The organism is Stenotrophomonas sp. GD04145 (assembly GCF_029835135.1).
Classification (GTDB): domain Bacteria; phylum Pseudomonadota; class Gammaproteobacteria; order Xanthomonadales; family Xanthomonadaceae; genus Stenotrophomonas; species Stenotrophomonas maltophilia_P.
Genome location: NZ_JAODZG010000007.1, coordinates 75,299 through 98,539, shown reverse-complemented (window position 1 = coordinate 98,539; position 23,241 = coordinate 75,299). Strand labels below are relative to the sequence as shown.

At 67.5% G+C, this 23,241-nt stretch carries 18 protein-coding genes and 2 riboswitches; of the genes, 9 read left to right on the top strand and 9 right to left on the bottom strand.

Annotated elements, in window-relative coordinates; translation table 11 throughout:
• Positions 1–118 precede the first annotated feature (118 nt).
• Positions 119–2,653 (top strand): methyl-accepting chemotaxis protein, encoded by a 2,535-nt coding sequence (locus tag N7367_RS06145; RefSeq protein WP_279941976.1) that lies wholly within the window; start codon positions 119–121, stop codon positions 2,651–2,653.
• Between the two features lie 36 nt (positions 2,654–2,689).
• Here the strand turns inward: N7367_RS06145 and N7367_RS06140 are convergent, their stop codons facing one another.
• Together N7367_RS06140 and N7367_RS06135 are read right to left on the bottom strand one after the other, a co-directional pair.
• Positions 2,690–5,206 carry a sulfite reductase flavoprotein subunit alpha gene (locus N7367_RS06140; RefSeq protein ID WP_279941975.1) on the bottom strand — a complete coding sequence of 839 codons (2,517 nt, stop codon included), beginning with the start codon at positions 5,204–5,206 and terminating at the stop codon, positions 2,690–2,692.
• Positions 5,207–5,367: 161 nt separating this feature from the next.
• Positions 5,368–7,911 (bottom strand): TonB-dependent receptor, encoded by a 2,544-nt coding sequence (locus tag N7367_RS06135; RefSeq protein WP_164151368.1) that lies wholly within the window; start codon positions 7,909–7,911, stop codon positions 5,368–5,370.
• Between the two features lie 296 nt (positions 7,912–8,207).
• Between N7367_RS06135 and N7367_RS06130 the strand changes: the two genes are divergently transcribed.
• The gene (locus tag N7367_RS06130; RefSeq protein ID WP_279941973.1) at positions 8,208–9,128 is read left to right on the top strand and encodes a helix-turn-helix domain-containing GNAT family N-acetyltransferase; all 921 of its coding nucleotides are present in this window, start codon (positions 8,208–8,210) and stop codon (positions 9,126–9,128) included.
• A gap of 38 nt (positions 9,129–9,166) precedes the next feature.
• Here the strand turns inward: N7367_RS06130 and N7367_RS06125 are convergent, their stop codons facing one another.
• From N7367_RS06125 to N7367_RS06110, 4 genes are all read right to left on the bottom strand, one after another.
• Positions 9,167–9,733 (bottom strand): TlpA disulfide reductase family protein, encoded by a 567-nt coding sequence (locus tag N7367_RS06125; protein WP_279941972.1) that lies wholly within the window; start codon positions 9,731–9,733, stop codon positions 9,167–9,169.
• Positions 9,730–12,108, bottom strand: coding sequence for a protein-disulfide reductase DsbD (locus N7367_RS06120; RefSeq protein ID WP_279941971.1), 2,379 nt, complete (start codon positions 12,106–12,108; stop codon positions 9,730–9,732). The genes N7367_RS06125 and N7367_RS06120 overlap by 4 nt, the downstream gene beginning before the upstream one ends.
• Entirely contained in the window at positions 12,105–12,443 is a 339-nt protein-coding gene (gene cutA, locus N7367_RS06115) for a divalent-cation tolerance protein CutA (protein ID WP_053515713.1), read from the bottom strand. Before cutA ends, N7367_RS06120 begins: the two co-directional genes overlap by 4 nt.
• A gap of 68 nt (positions 12,444–12,511) precedes the next feature.
• Positions 12,512–14,302 carry an endonuclease gene (locus tag N7367_RS06110; protein ID WP_065181577.1) on the bottom strand — a complete coding sequence of 597 codons (1,791 nt, stop codon included), beginning with the start codon at positions 14,300–14,302 and terminating at the stop codon, positions 12,512–12,514.
• A 312-nt stretch (positions 14,303–14,614) separates the two neighbouring features.
• On the opposite strand from N7367_RS06110, the gene N7367_RS06105 reads away from it, so the two are divergent.
• Both N7367_RS06105 and groL read left to right on the top strand, forming a co-directional pair.
• Positions 14,615–14,902 carry a co-chaperone GroES gene (locus N7367_RS06105; protein WP_006396661.1) on the top strand — a complete coding sequence of 96 codons (288 nt, stop codon included), beginning with the start codon at positions 14,615–14,617 and terminating at the stop codon, positions 14,900–14,902.
• Between the two features lie 81 nt (positions 14,903–14,983).
• Entirely contained in the window at positions 14,984–16,633 is a 1,650-nt protein-coding gene (gene groL, locus N7367_RS06100; RefSeq protein WP_053515717.1) for a chaperonin GroEL, read from the top strand.
• Between the two features lie 99 nt (positions 16,634–16,732).
• Here groL and N7367_RS06095 read toward each other — a convergent pair whose 3' ends face one another.
• Positions 16,733–17,893 (bottom strand): serine hydrolase, encoded by a 1,161-nt coding sequence (locus N7367_RS06095; protein ID WP_279941969.1) that lies wholly within the window; start codon positions 17,891–17,893, stop codon positions 16,733–16,735.
• A 166-nt stretch (positions 17,894–18,059) separates the two neighbouring features.
• Here N7367_RS06095 and N7367_RS06090 point away from each other — a divergent pair, with 166 nt between their 5' ends.
• Entirely contained in the window at positions 18,060–18,560 is a 501-nt protein-coding gene (locus N7367_RS06090; protein ID WP_053515766.1) for a MarR family transcriptional regulator, read from the top strand.
• Positions 18,557–19,291 carry a DNA alkylation repair protein gene (locus N7367_RS06085; protein WP_279941968.1) on the top strand — a complete coding sequence of 245 codons (735 nt, stop codon included), beginning with the start codon at positions 18,557–18,559 and terminating at the stop codon, positions 19,289–19,291. The genes N7367_RS06090 and N7367_RS06085 overlap by 4 nt, the downstream gene beginning before the upstream one ends.
• Positions 19,292–19,350: 59 nt before the next feature.
• Here the strand turns inward: N7367_RS06085 and N7367_RS06080 are convergent, their stop codons facing one another.
• On the bottom strand, positions 19,351–19,707 hold the full coding sequence (locus N7367_RS06080) for a hypothetical protein (RefSeq protein ID WP_279941967.1): 357 nt from the start codon (positions 19,705–19,707) through the stop codon (positions 19,351–19,353).
• Positions 19,708–20,216: 509 nt separating this feature from the next.
• Between N7367_RS06080 and N7367_RS06075 the strand changes: the two genes are divergently transcribed.
• Together N7367_RS06075 and N7367_RS06070 are read left to right on the top strand one after the other, a co-directional pair.
• A complete protein-coding gene (locus tag N7367_RS06075) occupies positions 20,217–20,477 on the top strand; it encodes a hypothetical protein (RefSeq protein ID WP_053515725.1) in 261 nt (86 codons plus the stop codon).
• Positions 20,478–20,734: 257 nt separating this feature from the next.
• On the top strand, positions 20,735–21,808 hold the full coding sequence (locus N7367_RS06070) for a 3-deoxy-7-phosphoheptulonate synthase (RefSeq protein WP_053515727.1): 1,074 nt from the start codon (positions 20,735–20,737) through the stop codon (positions 21,806–21,808).
• A 197-nt stretch (positions 21,809–22,005) separates the two neighbouring features.
• Here the strand turns inward: N7367_RS06070 and N7367_RS06065 are convergent, their stop codons facing one another.
• A complete protein-coding gene (locus N7367_RS06065; protein WP_053515730.1) occupies positions 22,006–22,623 on the bottom strand; it encodes a trimeric intracellular cation channel family protein in 618 nt (205 codons plus the stop codon).
• 82 nt (positions 22,624–22,705) lie between these two features.
• Positions 22,706–22,811, bottom strand: a riboswitch (glycine riboswitch).
• A 13-nt stretch (positions 22,812–22,824) separates the two neighbouring features.
• Positions 22,825–22,914, bottom strand: a riboswitch (glycine riboswitch).
• Between the two features lie 39 nt (positions 22,915–22,953).
• On the opposite strand from N7367_RS06065, the gene N7367_RS06060 reads away from it, so the two are divergent.
• Positions 22,954–23,229 carry a GIY-YIG nuclease family protein gene (locus tag N7367_RS06060; protein WP_279941966.1) on the top strand — a complete coding sequence of 92 codons (276 nt, stop codon included), beginning with the start codon at positions 22,954–22,956 and terminating at the stop codon, positions 23,227–23,229.
• Positions 23,230–23,241: the final 12 nt, after the last annotated feature.

The window sequence follows — 23,241 nt, the reverse complement described above, 5'->3', positions numbered from 1 at the left end:
CGCCTGGGGCCGGTACAAAGAGCGCAACCGGCACGGTGCGTGCCATGGCGTCGGCAATGCGCCTAAAGTTGTCGCCGGTCAGGCCGATACAGGTGCGTCCTTCCGCCTGGAGTCTGTGATGTCGGCCGTCGTCCCCCTTCGGTCCCTGCGCACCCGTCTCATCGCGATGCGCTCGGCGTTTCCACGCCTGCTGGTCTGGCTGCAGCCGCATCGGCTCAGCGTGGCCAACAAACTCAAGGCCACCCTGCTGGTCTGCGGCGCGGGCCTGGTGGCGATCGCCGCCGTCCATGCCTGGACCGGCCATGCCAGCAGCCAGGCCGCACGCAGCCAGGCCAGTTACCAGCGTGGCAGCGATCTGGCCGCACGCCTGGCGACGCGGGTGGCGGAGGCGCGTCGCCTGCAGACCCAGTATGCACGCAGTTTCGACGATGCCGACCGCAGCCAGCTGCAGGCGGCCCAGCAGGCACTGCAGGTCGATCTGAAGGCGCTCAGGGCGATGCCGATGGATGCCGGTCGCCGCAAGGCATTGCAGGCGCTCACCGAGGCCGCTGAGGGATTCTCGCAGGGAGTGGCAGCGCTGTTCGAGCGTGTGGATGAGATGGGGCGGGGTGATGCCGGCCTGGCTGCACAACTGCAGCAGGCCGCCGACGCCCTGCAGCAGCGGGTGGATGGCCTGGACCGGCCGGCACTGGCGCTGCACCTGCAGAAGATGCGGCGCCAGGAAGCGCTGCTGCTGCTCGATGGCGATTCGACTCATGCCGACCGCGCCAGCGAAGAGAAGCTGCCGTTCGATCTGGCGCTGGCGGGGTTGCCGCCCGACGTGCAGGAGGCGCTCCGCACCGGCATGGACGCCTATCAGTCGGCACTGCTTGGCTATACCGCTGCCCGCGTCGGCCTTGATGTGGAGACGCAATCGCTGCTGGAGACGGCTGCCGGCGTGGCGCCTGCACTCGCCGCCTTCCAGCAGGCACAGGTGAAGGCGCTGGCCCTGGCGCAGGCGCGGCAGCAGGCCAGTGCACGCACCATGAGCGTGCTGTTCGCCCTCACCCTGCTGCTGGTGGCCGGCGTGCTGATCACCAGCCTGCTGCTGGTGCTGCGCGCGGTGCGCAGGCCGATCCAGGACACCCTGCGGTTCGCCAGCGACATCGCCGATGACCGGCTCGATACCACGCTGCGCGTTCACAACGCCAACGATGAGATCGGCCAGCTGGCACAGCGCCTGGTGGACATGCAGCAGCGGCTGCGTGCGCGCATCGAGACCGAGCGTGCGGTGGCCCGTGGCAACACGCGCGTACGCCAGGCCCTGGACTGCGCGCAGACCGGGCTGATGGTGGTCGATGCCGAAGGCCAGGTGGCCTACGCCAATCCTGCGTTGCGGCACCTGCTGGGCCTGCAGGCCGACGCGCTGGTCGGCACTGACGCGCGGGACCTGCATCCGGCCCTGGCCAGCCTGGTCGATGCGCGCCACCGCCAGGAGCGGGAAATCAGTCATGCGGGTGTGCGCTATCAGTTGATTGCCAACGCCATCGTCGATGACGACCAGTTCCTGGGCGTGGCGCTGGAGTGGCGCAGCCGTGCGCTGGAAACGCTGCTGGAGACCGAGGTGGCGGCACTGGTCGACGCTGCCGCGCAGGGTGACCTGCACGGGCGCATCGCCCTGCAGGGCAAGCACGGTTTCGTGCATACGCTGTCCACCAGCATCAACCGCCTGCTGTCCACCTTTGAAACCAACCTGGGGGACCTGCAGGCACTGCTGGCGGCGTTGGCCCGTGGAGATCTCAGCGTACGCATGGAAGGCGAGCTGCAGGGCGTGTTCGCACGCATGCGCGACGATGCCAATGCAACCGTCGCACAGCTCGGCCGCATCGTGACCCGCATCCAGCGCGCCGCTGCCAGCCTGGACAGCGGTGTCGGTGAAATCGTTGCCGGCCATCACGACCTCTCGCAGCGTACCGAGCAGCAGGCGGCCAATCTGGAAGAGACCGCAGCCTCGATGCATGAGCTGACCGACACCGTCGGCCGCAACGCCGACGCCGCCGGACGTGCCGACGCGCTGGTGCAGGGGGCTGCAGCGGTTGCACAGCGGGGTGGGATGGCCGTCGGTCAGGTGGTGGAGACCATGCAGGGCATCAGTGAAGCATCGCGCCGCATCGGGGACATCACCCAGTTGATCGACGGCATCGCGTTCCAGACCAACATCCTTGCGCTCAACGCCGCCGTGGAGGCCGCGCGTGCTGGAGAGCAGGGCCGCAGTTTCGCGGTGGTCGCGGCGGAAGTGCGTCTGCTCGCGCAGCGCAGTGCCGAGGCAGCCAGGCAGATCAAGTCGCTGATCGAGGATTCCGTGGCACGCGTCGGCCAGGGCAGCGTGCAGGCCGCGCAGGCGGGCACCACCATGGACGAGATCGTCGGCAGCGTGCAGCAGCTGGCGGACCTGCTCGCTGGCATCCGCAGCGCCTCGCAGGATCAGCACGCGGGCATCGCCCAGGTGAACCACGCCATCGTGCAGATGGAGGCCAGTACCCAGCGCAATGCCAGCCTGGTGGAAGAAACCGGCTCGTCGACCGCGCAGATGCAGGCGCAGGTGCGCGCGCTGGCCGAAGCCGTGTCCGCGTTCCGCCTGCAGCCGGACCGTCAGGCCCGCGCGGCGGCGTGATCGCGTCCGCCGCCGGGTCCAGCCCGGCGGCGCGGCTCAATACACGTCGCGCCGGTAGCGGCCGCTCTCGAGCAGCGTTTCCACCACCTCGTCACCGAGCGCGCCGCGCAGTACCTGATCCACGCCTTCGGCCATGCCCTGCAGCGAGCCGCAGACATGGATCACGGCGCCGCGCTGCATCCATTCCCGCAGTTCATCGCAGGCCGACCGCAGGCGGTCCTGCACGTAACCGCCCGCTGCGTCGCGCGAGAACGCCAGGTCGACCCGAGTCAGATGGCCCTGCGCCTGCCATGCAGTGACCTCATCGGCGAACAGGAAGTCATGAGCGCGCTGGCGCTCGCCGAACAGCAGCCAGTGGCCGTGCTCGCCTGCGTGTGCCGCCTCGCGCAGCAGGCCGCGCAGGCCGGCGATGCCGGTGCCGTTGCCGATCAGCACCATGGGTGCGCCCGGCACGCGATGGAAGCCGGGGTTGCGGTGCACGCGCGCGGCGATGTGCGCGCCTGCCGGCGCATGCAGCGACAGCCAGCCCGAACCCAGCCCCGGGCGCCCGTTGTTGTCGTGCACCAGGCGCACGACCAGTTCCACCACGCGATCAGCCGGGCAGGAGGCGATCGAATACTCGCGGCCCGGCAGTACGGGCAGGGCCGTCAGCCAGCGTCCGGCATCCTGCACCTGCAGCGCACTGGCCGCGTCCGGCAGTTCGCGTTCGCTGGCCAGGCACTGCAGGGTCTGCGTGCCGCCTTCGATCAGCAGCGGTTGCAGCGGGTCCAGTCCATGCGCCAGCAGTACCGCACGGGCATGCGCGGCGCTGTGCCGCGGCGCGATGTGCAGGATGTCGCCGGCCTGCCACTGCACGTCATCCGGCGCGGCCAGCCGGATCCGCCAGATCGGACCACCGACGCTGCCCGGGTTCAGCTGCTGGCGATCCAGCAGCTGCCAGTCGTGCATGCGGGTGGCCGCCGGCAGCACGCTGTCGTCGGCAGCAATGCCGGTCAACAGGCCGAGCTGCTGCTGCCACTGGCGCAATGCCGCGACCGATGCAGCGTCCACGTCGATGCGGTCGAACATCGCGCGGGCACCGTTGCCCAGCAGCCACGCATCGAACTGGCGGCCGAAGGCGCAGTAGTGCGGGTACTGGCGGTCGCCCAGCGCGAGCATGCCGAACTGCAGTGTGGCCAGGTCCAGGGATCGGCCCAGCAGCTGGCGCGAGGCACGTCGTGCCGAATCCGGCGGTTCGCCGTCACCAAAGGTACTGAGCACGAACAGCGCGTGGCTCGCCGCCTGAAGGCGGTGCGCGTCGATCCTTGCCAGCGGCAATACCTGCACCGCCTGTCCGCTGGCCTGCAGCTGCGCTGCCGCGCGCCATGCCAGCTGCTCGGCCAGGCCGCTCTGGCTGGCATGCACCACCAGCCATGCGGCGCCGTTGGCTGCGGCCGCCGGCAGCGGCTGGCGCAGCGCACGTGCGGCGCGCTGGCTGCGGCGACGGTCGAGATAGAGCAGCCAGCCGGTGATGAAGAACAGGCTCATGCCCAGGCTGCTGAGCATCACGATGATGCGCCCGGGAATCCCGAAGTAGCTGCCCGAGTGCAGCGCGAACACGCTGGTGGCCAGCTGGCCGCCAGCGCCCTGGCGCGCATAGGGACGCGCGTCCAGAATCGCACCGGTGGCGGGGTCGAGCTGCAGCAGATCGTGCGCGCGGTCATGATGGCCGCCGCGCAATGCCGGATCGCCCGCCATGGTCCGCACATTCAGTGCCTGGCCGGGCTTCTCGGGCAGCCGCAGGTCGATGTAACCGGTGCGCACCCCGGCCTGCGCGTAGAGCGTCGTTTCCACGCGGCGCAGGTCGAGCACGGCGCCGGCATCGATCACCTGCTTTGCCGGTGGCACCACGCCGAGCAGGGTATTGGCCGCGCTGCGGTACCAGTCGAACGACCACCACAGGCCGGTCAAGGCACTCATCAGGTAGATCAGCAGCACCCAGGTGCCGGCCACCGAATGCAGGCTCCACAGGAAGCCGCGGCCGCTGCGCTTCCATTCCACGGCCAGCCAGCTTCGCCAGTGCCACCAGCGGCGGGGCCAGCGCAGGTAGAGCCCGGACAGCGTGAAGAACAGCAGGGCGATCGCGCAGCTGCCGGTGATCCATTTTCCGCGCTCGCCCGCGGCGAGGTGGCGATGCAGGTCTTCGACGAAGTCGAAGAAGGCCTGCCCGCGCAGGGCGCTGAAGCGCTCGCCGCTGTAAGGGTCGAAGTACACCCAGTGCGCTTTGCCGCCGGCGAAACGGGCCACCGATGGGCGCTGGCCGCTGGCATCCACGCGCAGCCGCTGCAACGGCCGTTTGCTGTCGGCCTGCAGCATCGGCACCAGCTCGCTCAGGGGCAGCGGCTGCTGGCCTTCGGCGTGATGTTCGGCGATGGCGGCGAAGCCGGGGTTGGCGGCGCGCAGCAGTTCATCTTCAAAAGACAGGGCTGCGCCGCTCAGGCCCATGATGGCCAGGACGGTGCCGGCCGTGATGCCCAGCAGCCAGTGCAGTTGGAACAGGACGTTCTTGAACATCGGGGGATGAAAGCCAGGAGGGCTGCCGCCCGCATCCTGCGCAACAGCAAATGAGAATTAGTCGCGTAATTCTCGGGGGCGCCCTGCCTGCGGTCAAGCCGGTGGGGTGGCGCCAGCGACGGGGCCTTCCATGGCCACCGTTGCGCGCACTTGCACCTGCGTCAGAACTTCCAGCCCACCCGCGTGTAATAGAACCCGCCGTTGAATCCGTAGGGCGAATGCACCGGATACTGCGCACCGGCCACGCCCCCCCAGGGGTTGCTGGCCGGCACACGGTCGAACAGGTTCTGCGCGCCCACGCTGACGTACAGGCCCGAATCGAACTTCCAGCCCACCTCCGCATCCACGATCAACGCGCTGCCCCCGTAGATCGGCAGGCCGCCGTCCTCGGCGGAGATCACGCCGCTGTCCAGGTGATCCTCGTACCAGCTGCTGTAATAGTTGAACCGGAGATTGGCGTGGAAGATCTGCCGCTGGTGATTGATGCTGAAGTAGCCCTTGGTCCTGGGCAGCGATTTCTCCAGCTTGTACACGCGCGCTTCGTCGATGAAGTCGGTGTCGTAGCGGTCCACCTTCGTGCGGTTCCAGTTGGCCGCCAGCGAGTAGGTGGTGACCCCGCCGAAGTGGTTGCTCTTGAAGCTGGTCACCAGGTCCACGCCGGTGGTGGTGGTATCGAAGGCGTTGCCGAAGTAGGTCACCTGCGAGATGGACGCGGCTTCCGCATTGCCGCCGGCCACCAGCGCCGCACGCTCCTCCGGAGTGACTGCAAAGCTGGTGCTCAGAGCAATGCGGTCTTCCACCTTGATCTGATAGCCGTCCAGGGTGACCAGCCAGTCACCTTCGGTCCACACCGCGCCCAATGACACATTCCTGGACTCTTCCGGAGTAAGCGGCTGCGCGCCCTTGAGCTGGGCAATCGGATTGGTCGGCGGCAGGGTGGCGATGTCTTCCAGTGCGGTACCGCCGAACACGGTGCTGATCTGGCTGATGTTGGCCTGGCCGGGAGTCGGCGCACGGAAGCCGGTGTTGTAGGCGCCGCGCAGAGCGAAGTGCTCGTTGAAGTCGAAGCGCGCGGTGAGCTTGCCGGTGGTGGTGCTGCCGAACGAATCGTAGTCCTCGTAGCGCAGCGCACCGGCCAGCAGCAGCCGCTCGGTGAGCTGTGCTTCCAGGTCGGCGTAGGCGGCCCAGTTGCGACGATCAAAGGTGCCGGCGGTGCGCGTGCTGAAGCCGTTGAACCCGTTGGAGCCCAGCGCGAAGCCCTGTTCGGTCAGCGGCCCGATGGCCGTGGACGGGCCGTCACCGGGGCTGATCCTGAAGCTCTCCTCGCGCCATTCGGCACCCATCGCCAGGCGCAGCGGCTGGCTGCTGAAGCTGACCGGGATGTCCCGGCTGACGTCCACGTTGAGGTTCTTTTCGGTCTGGGTATTGCCACCCGGGCGGAAGAACAGCCCGGCCGGCTGGTCGGGACCGAGCGAGGCGTTGACGGTGTTGTAGATGGTGAACTCGATGTCGTTGCGCCCCCAGGAGCCGCTCACGTCCCAGTACCACTCACCCCAGGTGCCTTTGGCGCCGGCGAACACCGAGGCGTCTTCCAGTTTGCCGCCGAAGCGTGGGGTGAAGCCGCCGGGCAGGCTGGACAGGAAGGTAAAGCAGTTGGCGGGCAGGGCAGCCACCGCGCCGCTCACGGTGCCGTACGGCAGCAGGTTGCCGGCGCCATCGCGCAGGGCGATGGTGGGGCATGCGCCCACGCCGGTCAGGTTGCCCACCAGCAATGTCTGGCCACCATCGTTGGAGTAGACGCCCGAACGTGCGGTGGGGTCGCGGTAGTAGAACCCGCCATCCACTTCACGCTTGGCGTAATTGCCGAACAGGTAGAACTCCACGTTCTCAGTGTCGTAACCGAGGTTGGCGACCAGCTTGAGGTCGTCGTCCACCTTCGGCGATCCCCAGATCTGCGCAGGATCTTTCACCCCGGGGTAGCCTGCCGCTGCGACCGCGGCGGCATCGTCGCGCTGCACACTGCGCGAGGTGTCGTCGGCGTTGCGCCATTCGGCCGTAAGGGTGGCGAAGCCGTGCTCGGTGAGCGGCAGGCCGATCTGCGCCGAGTACTGGGTGGTGAGCCCGTCGCCCTCGTAGTACTGGCCGGCGAACACCTCGGCGGTGCCGCCTTCGCGCAGCTTCTTCAGGCTGAAGTTGAGCACGCCGGCAATGGCGTCCGAGCCGTATTGTGCCGCTGCGCCGTCGCGCAGCACGTCCACCTGTTCCAGCGCCAGCGAGGGGAACACGGACAGGTCCGGTCCCTGTGCGCCGTCGGACAGTCCGTGGCCGAGGAACGTGATCACCGCCGAGCGGTGGAAACGCTTGCCGTTGACCAGCAGCAGGGTGTTGTCCGGCGGCAGGCCACGCAGGTTGGCCGGACGCACCAGGCTGGCCGCATCGTCGATGGGAATCGTGCTGACGTTGAAGGAAGGCACGAGCACTTTGAGCTGGTCGAGGGCGTCGGTCGCGCCCTGGTTGCGGAACTCTTCACCGCTGATGATGTCGATCGGCACCGCCGACGAGGACACCGTGCGCGGTTTGGTGCGGCTGCCCAGTACCGAAACGGTATCCAGGGTGGTGGCCGCGTCGGGCGTCGTCGATGTGCCGCTGTCCTGCGCCCGTGCAACGGGGCTGGTGGACAGCAGCGCGGTGGCGAGGGCCACCATTACTGCGGATGCCAATGGCGTGATTGCGTCTGGAGCCTGAACACTTCTGCGAATTCCGTGTTTCATGCATGCACCCTGCAGTCGATTTGAGTGGTTTGTCGGTCAGTCGTTCATCCTGTTGGTTCTCCTTGCAGCCAGGGCCCTGGTCGCTAAACGCAGAATTAACAGAACGTAAACCGTACTGCAACGAATCTTTCGTTTTAAGGCGCCAAGACGCGGAATGGATCGCAAAACAGCGTTATATGGTTGCTCGAGGCATGTACTATGTGCCCAAGGCAACCATCAGGAACGTCCCCGTGTCTGCGCTCACTTCCGATCCCGTCGCACAGGTCCGCGCCTTCAACCGCTTCTACACCCGCAGGATCGCGGTGCTCGAGGAGCGTTTGCTGCACAGCGACTTCACCCTCACCGAGGCGCGGGTGCTGTTCGAACTGGCGGCGGGCCAGGGCATCACGGCTGCGCAGCTGGGCCATCGGCTGGACCTCAACGCGGGCTACCTCAGCCGGCTGCTGAGCGGGCTGCAGGCGCGCGGTCTGGTTCAACGCGAGCCGTCGGTGATGGATGCGCGCGCGAACCGGCTGGTGTTGACCGAGGCGGGCCGCGCCGCCTTCGCACAGCTGGATGCAGCGTCCAGCGAAAGCGTCGCTGCCATGCTGGGAGATATCAGCGAAGCAGGATGCCAGCGCCTTCTTGAGGCGATGGCGCACATCCAGGCACTGCTGGGAGGTGCATCGTCGGATTGCGTGCTGCGCGATCCCCGCCCCGGCGACATGGGCTGGGTGATCCAGAAGCACGGCGCGCTGTATGCACGCGAATTCGGATGGAACGCGGAGTTTGAAGCGCTGGTGGCCGACATCGTCACCCGCTACCTGCGCGAACACGACCCGCAGACCGAGCGCTGCTGGATCGCTGAACTGGACGGCACCCCGGTGGGGTCGGTGTTCGTGGTCCGGCACGACGCGCACAATGCCAAGCTGCGGCTGCTGCACGTCGATGCCAGCGCGCGCAGGCGGGGCATCGGGCAGCGACTGGTGGACGAGGCGATGAGCTTCGCGCGCGCGGTGGGCTACAAGCGCATGGTGCTGTGGACCAATGCCGCGCTCATCGACGCCCGCGGCCTGTACGAACGGGCCGGCTTCGAACTGATGACCGAGCAGCACGAGCAGCTGTTCGGCCGGCCACAGGTGTCCCAGCTCTGGGCGCGCTCACTGGTCTGACCGGGATCAGGACGCGTGGATGCCGGCCGCGGCCAGGCTTACAGCCGGGCCCACGTCCGGACTTCGCCGGCGGCAAACGGCCCCAGCTTCTGCTTCACGATGCGGCCCTGTGCATCCACCAGCACGCTGTAAGGCAGCAGCCCCTGGGCATTGCCCAGCTGCACGCTGGCATCGCGCGGACCGGGCGTCTCCAGCACGATCGGGTAGTCCACCGGCACCCGCTGCAGGAAGCGCTGCACATCTTCGGGTGTATCCAGCGCCAGCCCCAGCACCTGCACGCCGTCAGGTTGCTGCGCCTGCGCGAAGCGCGACAGTTCCGGCATTTCCTCGACGCAGGGCCCGCACCAGCTGGCCCAGACATTGATGAGCAGCGGCCGGCCGGCAAAACGCTGGCGCAGATCGAGCGGCTGTCCCTGCAGGTCCGGCAGCACCAGTGCGGGCAGGGCATCGCCTGCCTGCAGCACGGGCAGCGGTGCTGCAGGTGGCTGCACGTCTGGATCGCCAGCGTCCGCCGCCGGCACCGGCGTCAGCCGATGGCCGGCCCACAGGCCCAGGCCGGCAGCCAGCACCGCGGTCCACAGCAGCGCTGGCCGTTGCCACCTCATCGTGCGGTGCGCAGCAGCGCTTCTTCGACCACGGCCTGGGTAAGCAGGGTCGGCAGCACCGTCGGCGGTGCGCCGGGCCCATACACCACGTAAAGCGGAACGCCCACGGCCTTGTGCTCATCGAGGAAAGCGGTGATCTGCGGGTCCACGTTGGTGTAGTCGCCGCGCATGTACACCGCGTTGGTGCGCCTGAGCAGCTCCCTGAACTCCGGTCGCGACAGCACGGCGCGCTCGTTCGCCTTGCAGCTCACGCACCAGTCGGCGGTCATGTTGACGAACACCACGCGGTTGTCGGCACGCAGGCGGTCGAGCAGCTGCGGCGAATACTCCACGACGTTCTCGCTGGTGGCCTGTGCCGCACGTGCCGGTGGCTTCAGCTGGGTCACGCCCCACACCGGTACCAGCGCGGCGATTGCCAGCAGCACGCCCAGCAGGCCGGCGGCGCGCTGGCTGCGCCAGCGGCTGCGCTCGAACAACCACAGGCCCAGGGCCAGCAGCAGCAGTCCGCCCAGCGCCAGCGCCATGCCGTCCACGCCACGCTGCTTGCCCAGCACCCACAGCAGCCACAGTGCGGTGGCATACATCGGGAACGCCAGCACGTGCTTGAGCGTTTCCATCCACGGGCCGGGCTTGGGCAGGCGCCGCGCGAGCGCCGGCACGAAGCCGATCAGCAGGAACGGCAGGGCCAGGCCCAGGCCCAGGAACAGGAACACGGCCATCGCCTGTATGGGCGTGGCAACGAAGGCATAGGCGACCGCGCCTCCCATGAACGGACCGACGCACGCGCTGCCGACCACGCAGGCCAGCGCACCGGTGAAGAAATCGCCGGCCGGACCGCTGCGACGGGCAAGTGACTGGCCGAGGTTGCCCAGGCCACCGCCGAGGGTGAACACGCCGGACAGGCTCAGGCCAACCGCAAACATGATGTAGGCCAGTGCCGCGACCACGCCTGGGTGCTGCAGCTGGAAACCGATGCCCACCGCATTGCCAAGCATGCGCAGGCCGACCATCAGCGCGCCGATCACCGCGAAGGCGACCAGTACGCCCAGCGTGTACCACATGGCGTGGCTGCGGGCGCGCTCGGCGCTCTCACCGCTCTGTGCCAGGCCCAGCACTTTCAGCGACAGGATCGGCAGCACGCAGGGCATCAGGTTCAGTACGAGACCACCGGCCAGTGCCAGCAGCAGCACCCACAGGAACGAACGGTCCGGATCCGGGGTGGTGGCCGGCGGGCGGGTACGCAGCGCGTTGTCGCCCCGCGCATCGGCGGCGAACCCTGCCTGCGCGCCGTCCACATCGGTACGCGCCGGTTCGCTGTTCGGCACGGTCGGCAGCAGGCGCAACGGGGTGCCGTTGGCAGCCTCGCGCGGTGCGGCGCTGCCCGCCGGCAGCGGTCGGATCATTTCGCTGCGTGGCGCAGGCTGGCCGGCGTGGGCGCTGATCTTTCCCGCGGGGATCGACAGCTTCACCCGGCGGGTCATCGGCGGGTAGCAGATGCCATCGGTCTGGCAACCCTGGAAGGTCACCACCAGTGTGCTGTCCACCGCGTCGGTCACCGTGCGGCGCAGCGGCAGCGGCACTTCGACCTGGTTGAAGTAAACCGACACATCGCCGAAGTGCTCGTCGCGATGCGACTGCGCGGCGGGCCAGCGCGGTGTATCAGCCAGCACACCGGCACTGCCTTCCAGCTTCAGCGAGGTGCGATCGCGATACAGGTAGTAGCCCGGCGCGGGACTGAAGCGCAGCAGCAGGGTGTTGCCATCGCTGGCGATCGCGTCGAAGCCGAAGGCCTGTTCGGAGGGCAGCGGAAGCGCCTGGCTGTTGCTGCTGCCGGGCAGGCGCAGGCCACCAGCGCTGCCGGCCCCGGCAAGCGGAGTGTTGAACGCGTTCACGCCGGTGACCCGCGCGGTTGGCAGGCCGGCTGCGGCGCCACCGCCACCACCGGGCAGTGTCACCTGGACCACGCGCTTCTGCGGCGGGTAGCAGACACCGGCATCGGCGCAGCCCTGGTAGCGCACTTCCAGGCTGAGGGTGCCGGCCGCATCCGTCGGGGCGCCCGGCAGCGAAACCTGCAGGCGTTCGCGGTAGGTCTCGACCTCGCCGAAGAAATCGTCGTGGTGCTTGGTGCCGCTGGGCATCTGCAGCGCACCGGCATTGAAGGCCGGGTCGGCCTTGACGCTGGTGCGGTGGCGATAGAGGTAGTACCCCGGCGCGATCTTGAACTGCAGCTGGATCTGGTTCCGCTCCGGCGCACTGGCGGTGAGCGCGAACGCCTGGTCCACCGGCAGCAGATCTTTCTCGTCCAGGGCGAATGCAGGCAGGGCCAGCGAGAGCAGGGCGCACAGCGCGGCGGCACGGGCAAACAGATTCATCAAGCGGTGTCCTCCCGGGTCTGCGCCCGGATCCAATCCAGATAGGCCGGCAGTCCGGCCCGGGCTTCGACCGCGATGCACTCGGGGAGTTCATACGGATGCAGTTCGACGATCCGTGCCATCGCTGCCTCCACGCGGCTGGCCGTAGTCTTCACCAGCAGCTGCAGCTCGGCATCGGTAGTGACCTCGCCCTGCCAGCGGTAGGTCGACTGCGCCCCTTCCAGGCGCGTCACGCAGGCGGCCAGGCGCTCGCCGACCAGCGCATGCGCGATGCGCTCGGCACTGGCCCGGTCCGGGCAGGTGGTCAACAGCAGCAGGACGGGATCGACGGTCGGCATGACCGTCGAGTATAGGGCCGCCGCCGGATCAAGGTCCGGCGGCGGCGATGGACCGCTGCGTTGCGCGGTCAGTTGGCCAGCTGGCAGGTCGCCGGCTTGGCCGAGGTGAACAACGCCGGCGTCGCCCACTCGGGGTGGTCGATGAACGGGTTGCGGTTGCCCTGGAAGCTGTAGATCACGTCGTTGCGCGCGCGCTCGGCGTCGTCCGGCGGATCGGACAGATGCCAGTCGATCAGGGTCGAGAGCAGGCCCATGTAGGCCGGCGAACTGCTGGTCCTGACGATCCGGCTGCGGTCGTCGGTCAGCTCCAGGTCCGGCTCGGACTGGCCGGTGGCTGCATCCTTGCCGCCCTCGTAGCGGATCGCCATGTACATCACCGCGCGCGCCATGTCGCCCTTGCGATGGCCCCACACCTCGAAGGTGCCGGTGTTGCCGTCCGGCGTGCGCACCCAGTTGGAATTGCCCGGGTAGCCGCCGCTGCCGCCGCCATGGCCGTTGTTGGCCTCGGTGGCGCGCTCGCCACAGTTGGCATCGCACTTGCCGAACGGCTTGTTGCCGCGGTCGGCATTCCACTGCGCATCGGTCAGGTACAGCATGTGGGTGTCGGTGTAGGGCGCGTAGGGCAGGCCCTTGTCGCCGGTGGTGCTGGCAAAGCCCAGCGAGTTCGGCCAGGTGTGCTCGCGGTTGTAGGTCAGGCCGCTGCCGGTGCCTGCGCGATCGCTGACCTTGGCGTAGCTGCGGTTGCGATAGGCATCGAGGATGCGGTTGGGATTGTTCGGATCCTCGTCGGCGATCTCCAGGATGGTCCAGGTGCTGGTGCCCGAACCGCTGTACGGATAGGCGGTGTGGCCCTTGATGGTCGCGTGCAGCGAGCAGCGCAGCTGGCTCGGGCTGGAGGTGTTGACCCTGGAGTAGTAGCCCGCCGGCACGCCGGGATTGCCCGGATCGGGGTTGCCCGTGGCGCTGGCCACGGTGAAGGCGATGCGGCTGTCGGCAGCCGGATGCGCGCCCTGCAGGTCGGTGATGCGCGCGGCGCGGATGTCGAAGCGGCAGGCCTCACCGGCCACCAGCGCGGTGTTGGTGGACACCTTCACGCTCCTGCCGCTGGCCGGGTGGGTCAGCGGTACGCTGCCGGAGGCGCCGCAGCTCAGCGCGAAGGCGCCGCTGGCCAGGTTCACCGTCTCGCTGAACACCACTTCCAGATCGGCCGCGGCCGGGAACGTGCTGCTGCCCTGGGCGGGGGTGGTGGTGGACACCGATGGCGGCGTATTGGGACCGGGCGTACCCCCACCGCTGAAGGTCTGGCCGTTGTTGCAGCTGCCGAAGGTCTGCGTCGCCGATTCGGCCCAGGTGAAGTGGGCGTACTGGCTGCCGCTGCCCGTCAGCTGCAGTGAGGTGCCAGGGGCCGTGCTGTTGGTCTCGGCCACCGGAATGTTCTGGCTGGTCATGCCTGCGGCAGGACCGCCGGAGGCAGTGATCGTGCCCTCATAGCTGAGGAACTGGACCACCTTGCCGCTGGCGTCGACCAGCGCGATGCCGTCGTTGGGACCGTTCTGGATGCCGTTGGTCGGATAGCTGACCACGGCCAGAGTGGCGCTGCCGCACCCGGCGGCGCTGCCGGCAGGGACGGCCGTGTTGGCGTACACCGAAGCGGCCGACGGCGTGCTGCCGTTGTAGAGATACAGCCGATAGCCGGACAGATCCTCGCCGGCGGTGGCCACGACCTCGATCGCCTCGCCGACGTCACCGGCTGCGGTGCTGTCGTCGTAATGCAGTTCGTTGATGAAGACCTCGGCCTGGGCCGGCGCGGTGGCCAGGGCCAGCACGCAGGCGGTGGCGAGCGGGGACAGCAATCGCATCGACGACTCCTTGTGATTGGGAATGCGCGGCCGAGCCTAAGGCCGATCCAGTGACACTTTGTCGTAAATGAACGTCAGATATCTGACAGTGCGACGTTGGTCACCTAATTCGGGGCCACCCCACCGCACTGCCGCAGCGTCCGGCGCGGAAACTTTTTTCGCGACGCCCCTTGAAAGCCTCCCGGGGGGCTCCATCTCTGCCGTGCTCCCGACCTTGTCGGGTTTCTTCACGTGCGGTTCTGGCACTCGCCTGGTGCGAGTGCTAACATCGCCGGACTTTTTTAGACCAATCAATCACTTAAGAGGTCTCCTATGAGCATCAAGCCGCTGCACGACCGCGTTGTGGTCAAGCCGATCGAAGCCGACGAAATCTCCGCCGGTGGCATCGTCATCCCCGACTCGGCCAAGGAAAAGTCCACCAAGGGTGAAGTCGTGGCCGTCGGCCCCGGCAAGCCGCTGGACAACGGCAGCGTGCGCGCGCCGTCGCTGAAGGTCGGTGACAAGGTCATCTACGGCCAGTACGCCGGCAGCTCGTACAAGAGCGAAGGCGTCGAGTACAAGGTCCTGCGCGAAGACGACGTGCTCGCCGTCATCGGCTGAGCCCCGCCGCGACCTGTTTCAACCTGATCCCTACATCCCAGCCGCCGGGCACGGCCCGGCGCGACCAATGAGGTAATTGCAATGGCTGCCAAGGATATCCGTTTCGGTGAAGATGCCCGTTCGCGCATGGTGCGCGGCGTCAACGTTCTCGCCAATGCCGTCAAGGCCACCCTCGGCCCGAAGGGCCGCAATGTCGTGCTCGAGAAGAGCTTCGGCGCCCCGACCATCACCAAGGACGGCGTCTCCGTCGCCAAGGAAATCGAGCTGGCTGACAAGTTCGAGAACATGGGCGCGCAGATGGTGAAGGAAGTTGCTTCGCGCACCAACGACGACGCCGGCGACGGCACCACCACCGCCACCGTGCTGGCCCAGGCCCTGATCCGCGAAGGCGCCAAGGCCGTTGCTGCCGGCATGAACCCGATGGACCTCAAGCGCGGTATCGACAAGGCCGTCGTGGCTGCCGTCACCGAGCTGAAGAACATCTCCAAGCCGACCGCTGACGACAAGGCGATCGCCCAGGTCGGCACCATCTCGGCCAACTCGGACGAGTCGATCGGCCAGATCATCGCTGACGCGATGAAGGAAGTCGGCAAGGAAGGCGTGATCACCGTTGAAGAAGGCTCGGGCCTGGACAACGAGCTGGACGTGGTCAAGGGCATGCAGTTCGACCGCGGCTACCTGTCCCCGTACTTCATCAACAACCAGCAGTCGCAGACCGCTGACCTGGATGACCCGTTCATCCTGCTGCACGACAAGAAGATCTCCAACGTCCGTGACCTGCTGCCGGTGCTGGAAGGCGTCGCCAAGGCCGGCAAGCCGCTGCTGATCGTGGCCGAGGAAGTCGAAGGCGAAGCGCTGGCGACCCTGGTGGTCAACACCATCCGTGGCATCGTCAAGGTCGTGGCCGTGAAGGCCCCGGGCTTCGGCGATCGTCGCAAGGCGATGCTGGAAGACATGGCCGTGCTGACCGGCGGCACCGTGATCTCCGAAGAAGTGGGCCTGTCGCTGGAGAAGGCCACCATCAAGGACCTGGGCCGCGCCAAGAAGGTGCAGGTCTCCAAGGAGAACACCACCATCATCGACGGCGTGGGCGACAAGGCTGCGGTCGAATCGCGCGTTGCGCAGATCAAGACCCAGATCCAGGACACCTCCTCGGATTACGACCGCGAGAAGCTGCAGGAACGCGTGGCCAAGCTGGCCGGCGGCGTTGCCGTGATCAAGGTGGGTGCGTCCACCGAAATCGAAATGAAGGAAAAGAAGGATCGCGTCGACGACGCCCTGCACGCTACCCGTGCAGCCGTTGAAGAAGGCGTGGTTCCGGGCGGCGGCGTTGCACTGGTCCGTGCGGTCACCGCGCTGGCCGGCCTGAAGGGCGCCAACGAAGACCAGAACCACGGCATCCAGATCGCCCTGCGCGCGATGGAAGCCCCGCTGCGCGAGATCGTCGCCAACGCCGGCGAAGAGCCGTCCGTCATCGTCAACAAGGTCAAGGAAGGCAGCGGCAGCTTCGGCTACAACGCCGCCACCGGTGAGTTCGGCGACATGCTGCAGTTCGGCATCCTGGACCCGACCAAGGTGACCCGTTCGGCGCTGCAGAACGCGGCCTCGATCGCTGGCCTGATGATCACCACCGAAGCCATGGTTGCCGAAGCTCCGAAGAAGGACGAGCCGGCCCTGGGCGGCGCCGGTGGCATGGGCGGCATGGGTGGCATGGGCGGCATGGACTTCTAAGGTCCGCTGTTCCCGATGAAGTGAAAAACCCCGCCGCAAGGCGGGGTTTTTTTGTGGGCGTTCCGCCCCCTCTGCTGGACGTGGACCGTGGTCCACCTGTCAGCGCACGAATGCCTTCGTGGCCCCATATTCCCATTCCCACGGCACCCCCGTCTCGCCCAGCACGAAGCGCACCAGTGCCGGAAAGGCCGCTTCGGCGCGCACATCGTTGCCCAGGATCACCACGCAGCGTTGGCCTTGCTCGACGCACACCAGCGTGTTGCCCACCGCATCGTCATGTCCGCCCTTGTAGAAGCCTGCGCCTTGTGCACCGGTGAATGTCACCACGCCCAGTCCCGCAGCCAGGTTTCTGCGCCGCTGCGCCACCGGCAGTTCCGGCTGCAGCGTCGGGAACTGGCTGGCGGTGGTGATCGGCAGCTGCGGCCGCACCAGCTCCCGACGCATCGATGCCGACAGCCCCTGGCCACTGACATAGCCGGCCGCGAAATTGCCCATGTCGGCGATGGTCGTGTCCATCGAACCGGCGGCACGCACGCGGCTGCGTTCATCGTGCGGCTCCGCCGTGCCTTCGGCGGTCCAGCCGTCGGCCAGATTCGTGGCGAAATCCTCGCGCCACATCATGCTGGTGCGGGGCATGCCGAAGCGGTCGAATACGCGCTGCTGCATGAGCGTACCCACGTCCTGGCCCAGCCCGCGCTCCAGCACGAACTGCAGCAGGATCAGGCCTTCGCCGGAATAGCCATAGCGGCTGCCCGGATCGAAGTGGAATTTCAGTTTTCCGTCCGGTTCCAGGAATGCAAAGTTGGCAAAGCCGCTGGCATGGTTGAGCAGCAGGCGCGGGGTCAGCCGGCGCCAACGTTCGTCGCCGGCCAGCACGGTGTAGTCGGCGTACTTCTTCGGCTCGGCCGGATAGTCCGGCAGCGGTCTGTCCAGTGCGCTGGCGATGCTGGCATCCAGATCGATCACCTTGTCCTGTGCAAGCTGCGCGATCAGGTGGCCGAAGGCCATCTTGGTCAGCGATGCCGCATACATCACCGTGTCGGTCTGTAGCGGTTCGCCGGCAGCGTTGCGCTCGCCATAGGCGGCGACGTGCACGACCTTGCCACCGTCGACGACGGCCACTGCCATCCCGCGGACGTGGGCGACCTGCATCAGGCGCTTGGCTTCGGCATCGATCCGGGCCGGGGAGGGCACGGGAGGGGGAGCGGCCATTACGGCGGCGGGGAACAGCGTCAGCAACAGCAGGACGGCACGGCGCATGCGTGGAACTCCTGGCGGGACGTGGCGCGATGCTACCGCAGCTTCGGCTGCTTGCAGCCCCCTGCGCGAGGAGTGCGCCCGGCCGGGCCCGGCGGCAGGCCCCGTAGGTGTTGCGCTCCATCCCGTCATGAATATGATTAGGCACCTAAACACATTGGAAATCACCGTGCTTGAGGCAAAACATGGCGCCCTTCTGGATGAGGCCCGGCGACGTGGCCACGCCAATGTCGCCCTGCTGCATCTGTGCTTCCAGCTGCTGTCGCTGTCCTCGGCGATCGATCGCGACTGCGCCAGCCGGCTGGCACCGCACGGGCTCAGTGAAGGTCGCTTCATCGTGCTGTTCCTGCTGCACGGTGCCGGCGGCACACTGTCGCCGCATGCGCTGGCCGAACGTGCAGGCGTGACCCGCGCCACCATCAGCGGCCTGCTCGATGGCCTGCAGCGCGAAGGGTTGCTGCAGCGGCGCAGCGATGCGGACGATGGCCGTCGCCTCCAGATCGTGCTGACCGTGCAGGGCAAGCGCTTGGCCGAAGACCTCTTCAATCAGCACACGCAGTGGATCGCGGGCCTGTTCAACGGCCTGGACACTGCCGAGCAGGTGCAGCTCTCACAGCTGCTGGCCAAGGTGTGGCAGCACACCGGCGGCGGACGGAAGGACCTGCAGTGAGCGCAGCGATCAGCCCGGCGCGAAAGCATCAGCTGGATACCGGGGCAGCCGCCAGCACGCATCTGGCGGAATGTCTGGCCGTGGACTTCGCGGTGCTGCTGCAGACCGTTGCGGTGCTGCCGGAGACTGCCATTCAATGCATGCGCGATGCCGCCAGCAAAGGCATTACCCAGCGCATGGTTCTGGCGGCAACGCTGTTGCGTGAGGCCAGGCAGGGTGATCCTGCACAGTGGCAGTCGCATGCATCCGACACCGTGCGCGGCTGGGCCTGCTACCTGATCGGTGGCGATGCCACCGCCTCCCTGCCGGTGAAGCTGGAGAAGATGCGCCCGTTGGCCGATGATCCGCATTTCGGCGTGCGCGAATGGGCGTGGCTGGCGCTGCGCACCGACATCGTTGCCGGGCCACTGCTGGCGCTTGAATGCCTGCAGCCGTGGACGCAGGAACCGTCCGCGCATCTGCGCCGGTTTGCCTGTGAAGCACTGCGTCCCCGTGGCGTCTGGGCGGCGCACATCGCTCTTTTCAAGCAGCATCCCGAACACGCGCAATCGCTGCTGGAGGCACTGGCTGATGATCCCGAACGCTATGTGCAGGATTCCGTCGGCAACTGGCTCAACGATGCCGGGAAGACCCAGCCGCAGTGGCTGCGTGACCTGTGCACACGCTGGCAACGCGAGCGCGACAGCCCTGCCAACGCCTACATCCGCAGGCGCGCACTGCGTTCACTGTGATCCGGCGGGTGCCGGCCCATGACCGGGCCATCGGGCCCGGTCACATTGCGCGGACGCGGCTAGTGGGGCTGCAGGCGTTCGGCCGCATGCGTGGCCAGCCCCAGGGATGCCAGCATCAACCCTTCCATCACCCGGTCGCTCACGTGATGTTCGGGCGCGGCATTCTGGCGGCAGCGTTCGGCGGCCAGCAGCACCTCCTGCACGATGCGCAGGCCGGCCAGTGCGCCATCGGCATCGGCCAGCATCATGCGTCGGCCATTCGCTGGATGGCGCTCGGGCCAGGGTTGGCCATCGGCGGCCGCACCGCTGCCGATGCGCTGCAGGTGGGCGACCAGACTGTTGGGATCGAACGGCGCCTGATCGGCATTGGCCGGATCGGGGTGGGCACCGGGGAAGGGAACGTGTGGTGTGTTCATGGCGTGTGCTCCGTACAGGACAGACGACACCGCCACCGGAAGAGGTGGCGGACGGTACGTGGCGGCAAAGACCGGGTCACTGATCCGGCGGGCGCAAGCGCCCCCCCGCACCGCCCGCCATGGAACGCGGACGGATTGCCAGCCGGCGCCGCCCAAGGCGACGCCGGCTGACAAACGCGAACTTCAGTGACACACGGGCTTTGCCGACCCGGCCACCCTTTTCCGGTGGCAAACCATCTTGAGCACATGTCCGCGTGGGATGCCAAGGCAGTACGCGACACGTCATGGAGACGGAGGAAGTATCGCATATGCCGTTGCCCGTATAACCGCGCATTGAGCGCCTGCAGGCCCCTCCCGGCCGGAGGGTGAGAAGTCTGGAAGGAAGATCTCAACGCGGTGGCACCATCGGTCCAGTCGCGACACCATCGATCCGCACATCGGCACATGCGCCGGTCATCCGGACGCGGTAAACAGTGCATTGCCCACGTCCACCCGCAGGGAAGTCGATCATGCAGAGCACGCTCCAGGTCACGCTGTTCGGCCCTCCCGGCGACACCCCGGCGTTGCAGTTGCCGGATGTGGACGGGCCCTCGGTGGCGATACCGGAATCGACCCTGCGGCGGCTGGTCTCCGATCTCTACACGGCGCGGTCCCTGCTCAACCCCGAGCAGCTGGAGGAGGCGAGGCGGGAGCTGGACCAGGTGCTGGAGCGCTGGGCCGATATCCACGAGGGCCTGCTGCTGGACGTGGAAGTGCATGGCAGCCGCTAGATCGCCGTGCTGCTGAACCGCTTCCCCAGTTGCGGATGAAACATTTTGTGCTGCGCAGAAGCTGTGCTATCAATACACCCCATGAACGCAGCCGCTACCTGCTTTTACTGGTATTACTTTCCGAAGCCACTGGCGGAGGAAGGACTGCGCTCACCCTGAAGAAAGCTTCAGACGCATTCCCGAAAGCCGCCAGCGAACCTGGCGGCTTTTTTCATGCCGCCTCGCTGGGGACCCCCTACGTACCGGAGACCTCCCCCATGCCCCCCCATACCGACGACCTGCGCATCCGCACCATCGAACCGCTCACACCGCCTGCCCAGCTGCTGGCGATGCTGCCGTGTGACGATGAAGCCTCCGACACCGTCAGTGCTTCGCGCGCGGCCCTGCACCAGATCCTGCATGGCCGCGACGATCGCCTGGCGGTCGTGGTCGGCCCGTGTTCGATCCACGATCCGAATGCGGCCATCGAGTACGCACAGCGCTTGAAGCCGCTGCGCGACGCGCTGGCCGGCGAGCTCGAGATCGTCATGCGCGTGTACTTCGAGAAGCCGCGCACCACGGTGGGCTGGAAGGGCCTGATCAATGACCCGGACCTGGACGGCAGCTTCCGGATCGACAAGGGCCTGCGCATTGCCCGCGGCCTGCTGCGCGACATCAACAAGCTGGGCCTGCCGGCCGGCGTTGAATTCCTTGACGTGATCTCGCCGCAGTACATCGCCGACCTGGTGGCATGGGGCGCGATCGGCGCACGCACCACCGAAAGCCAGGTGCACCGCGAACTGGCCTCCGGCCTGTCGTGCCCGGTGGGCTTCAAGAACGGCACCGATGGCAACGTCAAGATCGCGGCCGATGCGGTCGGCGCGGCCTCCAACCCGCATCACTTCCTGTCGGTGACCAAGCAGGGCGGCACCGCCATCGTTTCGACCACCGGCAACCCGGATTGCCATGTGATCCTGCGCGGCGGCAAGCAGCCGAACTACGACGCGGCCAGCGTGGCCGACGCCTGCCAGGCACTGGCCAAGGCCAGGCTGCCGACGCGGCTGATGATCGATGCCAGCCATGCCAACAGCCTGAAAAACCCGGAAAACCAGCCGAAGGTGATCGAAGACATCGCCGTTCAGTTGGAAGACGGCGAACAGCGCATCGTGGGCGTGATGATCGAGAGCCATCTGGTGGGAGGCCGGCAGGAACTGGTGGAAGGCCAGCCGCTGGTCTACGGACAGAGCATCACCGATGGCTGCATCGACTGGGACACCACGGTGACGGTGCTGGAGCGACTGGCTGCGGCCGTGCGCGCCCGTCGCGAAGTGACGGTGTCAGAAGCCGCCTGAGCGCGGCATGTGTGTGGATGGCGGCCAGCGCCTGCGGGGGTGCGGCCGCGATCAGGGCCGGTCGGAGTTGGAGACCGGCCCGTCCGCACCGGCGATGCGCCTGGCGCTGCGCATGAGCGACAGCGCCAGGTCCATCGCCGGGGTGGTGCAGGGCACGAAGGGGAGCGCCGGGCCACGCCCGGCGAACACGCCATCGTTCAATGCACTTCGTCGTGATACACGAACTTCGGCATTTCCCAGCGGTAGTGGATCGCCAGCAGGCGCAGGGCGAAGCCGCCCGCCAGGCAGCACAGGATGGCCGTGGCATCGGACACGTTCCAGTGCAGCAGCAGCAGATAGGCGGCGCCGGTCAGCAGCGCGATGATCGCGTACAGCTCCTTCTGGAAGATGAGCGGCACCTCGTTGCAGAGGATGTCGCGCAGCACGCCGCCGAACGCGCCGGTCAGCATGCCGGCGATCAGCACGATCGGCGTGGCATGACCGGCCTCGCGTGCGATCGAGCAACCGATCAGGGTGAAGGCGATCAGGCCCAGGCCGTCGAGCACCAGGAAGGTGCGGCGGAAGTGGTGCATCCAGCGTGCGACCCAGGTGGCGATCAGCGCCGCGCACACGGTGAAGCCGAGGTACTCGGGGTGTTTGACCCAGCCCAGCGGATAGTGGCCAAGCAGGATGTCGCGCAGTGAACCACCGCCGAGCGCGGTAACGCAGGCGATCATGACCACGCCGAACAGATCCATGCGGCGGCGTCCCGCGGACAGTGCGCCGGTCATGGCTTCGGCGGAAATGGCGATCAGGTAGATGATGGACAGCAACATGGAACAGGCTCCGGACGCGGTGGGGCCGGCCATGCGCGGACACCGCCATTGCCTGTGCAATGGCGGGATGACGATGACCGGTGCCGCTCCCGCTGTCCTTTTGCCTGAGAGTTCAGCGGCGTAGGCCGCGTGCCCCTTCGGCGGATCGTACCGGGCATGCCCGGTGACCTCTCTCCAGCTCGGCGAGTCGAATGCATGGTTGGTGGGATTCCAGCCCACCGGCCTGAGCGATCATGGGAGCCTGCGCCTTCGGCGGGCGCCAGCGCGGCGCCTCTCTCCTGCATTCGCGGGCAGTATATCCGCTGCGGTGCAGCACGGCATAATCCCGGCATGGCCCCGTCCCAGCGCCCGTGGTTCCTGTACCTGCTCGAATGCCGCGATGGCAGCTACTACGCTGGCATCAGCACCGACGTGGACGCGCGTTTCGCCGCCCATCGCGCCGGCACGGGCGCGCGCTACACCCGGGCCCGCCCGCCGCTGCGCATCCTGGCCGTGCGCGAGTACCCGGACCGCTCCACCGCCTCGCGCGCCGAACGGCAGCTCAAACAGCTGCCGCGCGATCGCAAGCTGGCGTGGTTGCAGGCGCCGACCGAGGGAATTCTTTAGAGACGGGCCGTG

Bases quoted from the DNA above. Each gene is read 5' to 3' on its own strand.
- N7367_RS06140 (WP_279941975.1), bottom strand. From the start codon at position 5,206: ATGTTCAAGAACGTCCTGTTCCAACTGCACTGGCTGCTGGGCATCACG.
- N7367_RS06135 (WP_164151368.1), bottom strand. From the start codon at position 7,911: ATGGTGGCCCTCGCCACCGCGCTGCTGTCCACCAGCCCCGTTGCACGG.
- N7367_RS06080 (WP_279941967.1), bottom strand. From the start codon at position 19,707: ATGAACACACCACACGTTCCCTTCCCCGGTGCCCACCCCGATCCGGCC.
- cutA (WP_053515713.1), bottom strand. From the start codon at position 12,443: ATGCCGACCGTCGATCCCGTCCTGCTGCTGTTGACCACCTGCCCGGAC.
- N7367_RS06075 (WP_053515725.1), top strand. From the start codon at position 20,217: ATGCAGAGCACGCTCCAGGTCACGCTGTTCGGCCCTCCCGGCGACACC.
- N7367_RS06095 (WP_279941969.1), bottom strand. From the start codon at position 17,893: ATGCGCCGTGCCGTCCTGCTGTTGCTGACGCTGTTCCCCGCCGCCGTA.
- N7367_RS06110 (WP_065181577.1), bottom strand. From the start codon at position 14,302: ATGCGATTGCTGTCCCCGCTCGCCACCGCCTGCGTGCTGGCCCTGGCC.
- N7367_RS06105 (WP_006396661.1), top strand. From the start codon at position 14,615: ATGAGCATCAAGCCGCTGCACGACCGCGTTGTGGTCAAGCCGATCGAA.
- groL (WP_053515717.1), top strand. From the start codon at position 14,984: ATGGCTGCCAAGGATATCCGTTTCGGTGAAGATGCCCGTTCGCGCATG.
- N7367_RS06125 (WP_279941972.1), bottom strand. From the start codon at position 9,733: ATGAGGTGGCAACGGCCAGCGCTGCTGTGGACCGCGGTGCTGGCTGCC.
- N7367_RS06145 (WP_279941976.1), top strand. From the start codon at position 119: ATGTCGGCCGTCGTCCCCCTTCGGTCCCTGCGCACCCGTCTCATCGCG.
- N7367_RS06060 (WP_279941966.1), top strand. From the start codon at position 22,954: ATGGCCCCGTCCCAGCGCCCGTGGTTCCTGTACCTGCTCGAATGCCGC.
- N7367_RS06065 (WP_053515730.1), bottom strand. From the start codon at position 22,623: ATGTTGCTGTCCATCATCTACCTGATCGCCATTTCCGCCGAAGCCATG.
- N7367_RS06070 (WP_053515727.1), top strand. From the start codon at position 20,735: ATGCCCCCCCATACCGACGACCTGCGCATCCGCACCATCGAACCGCTC.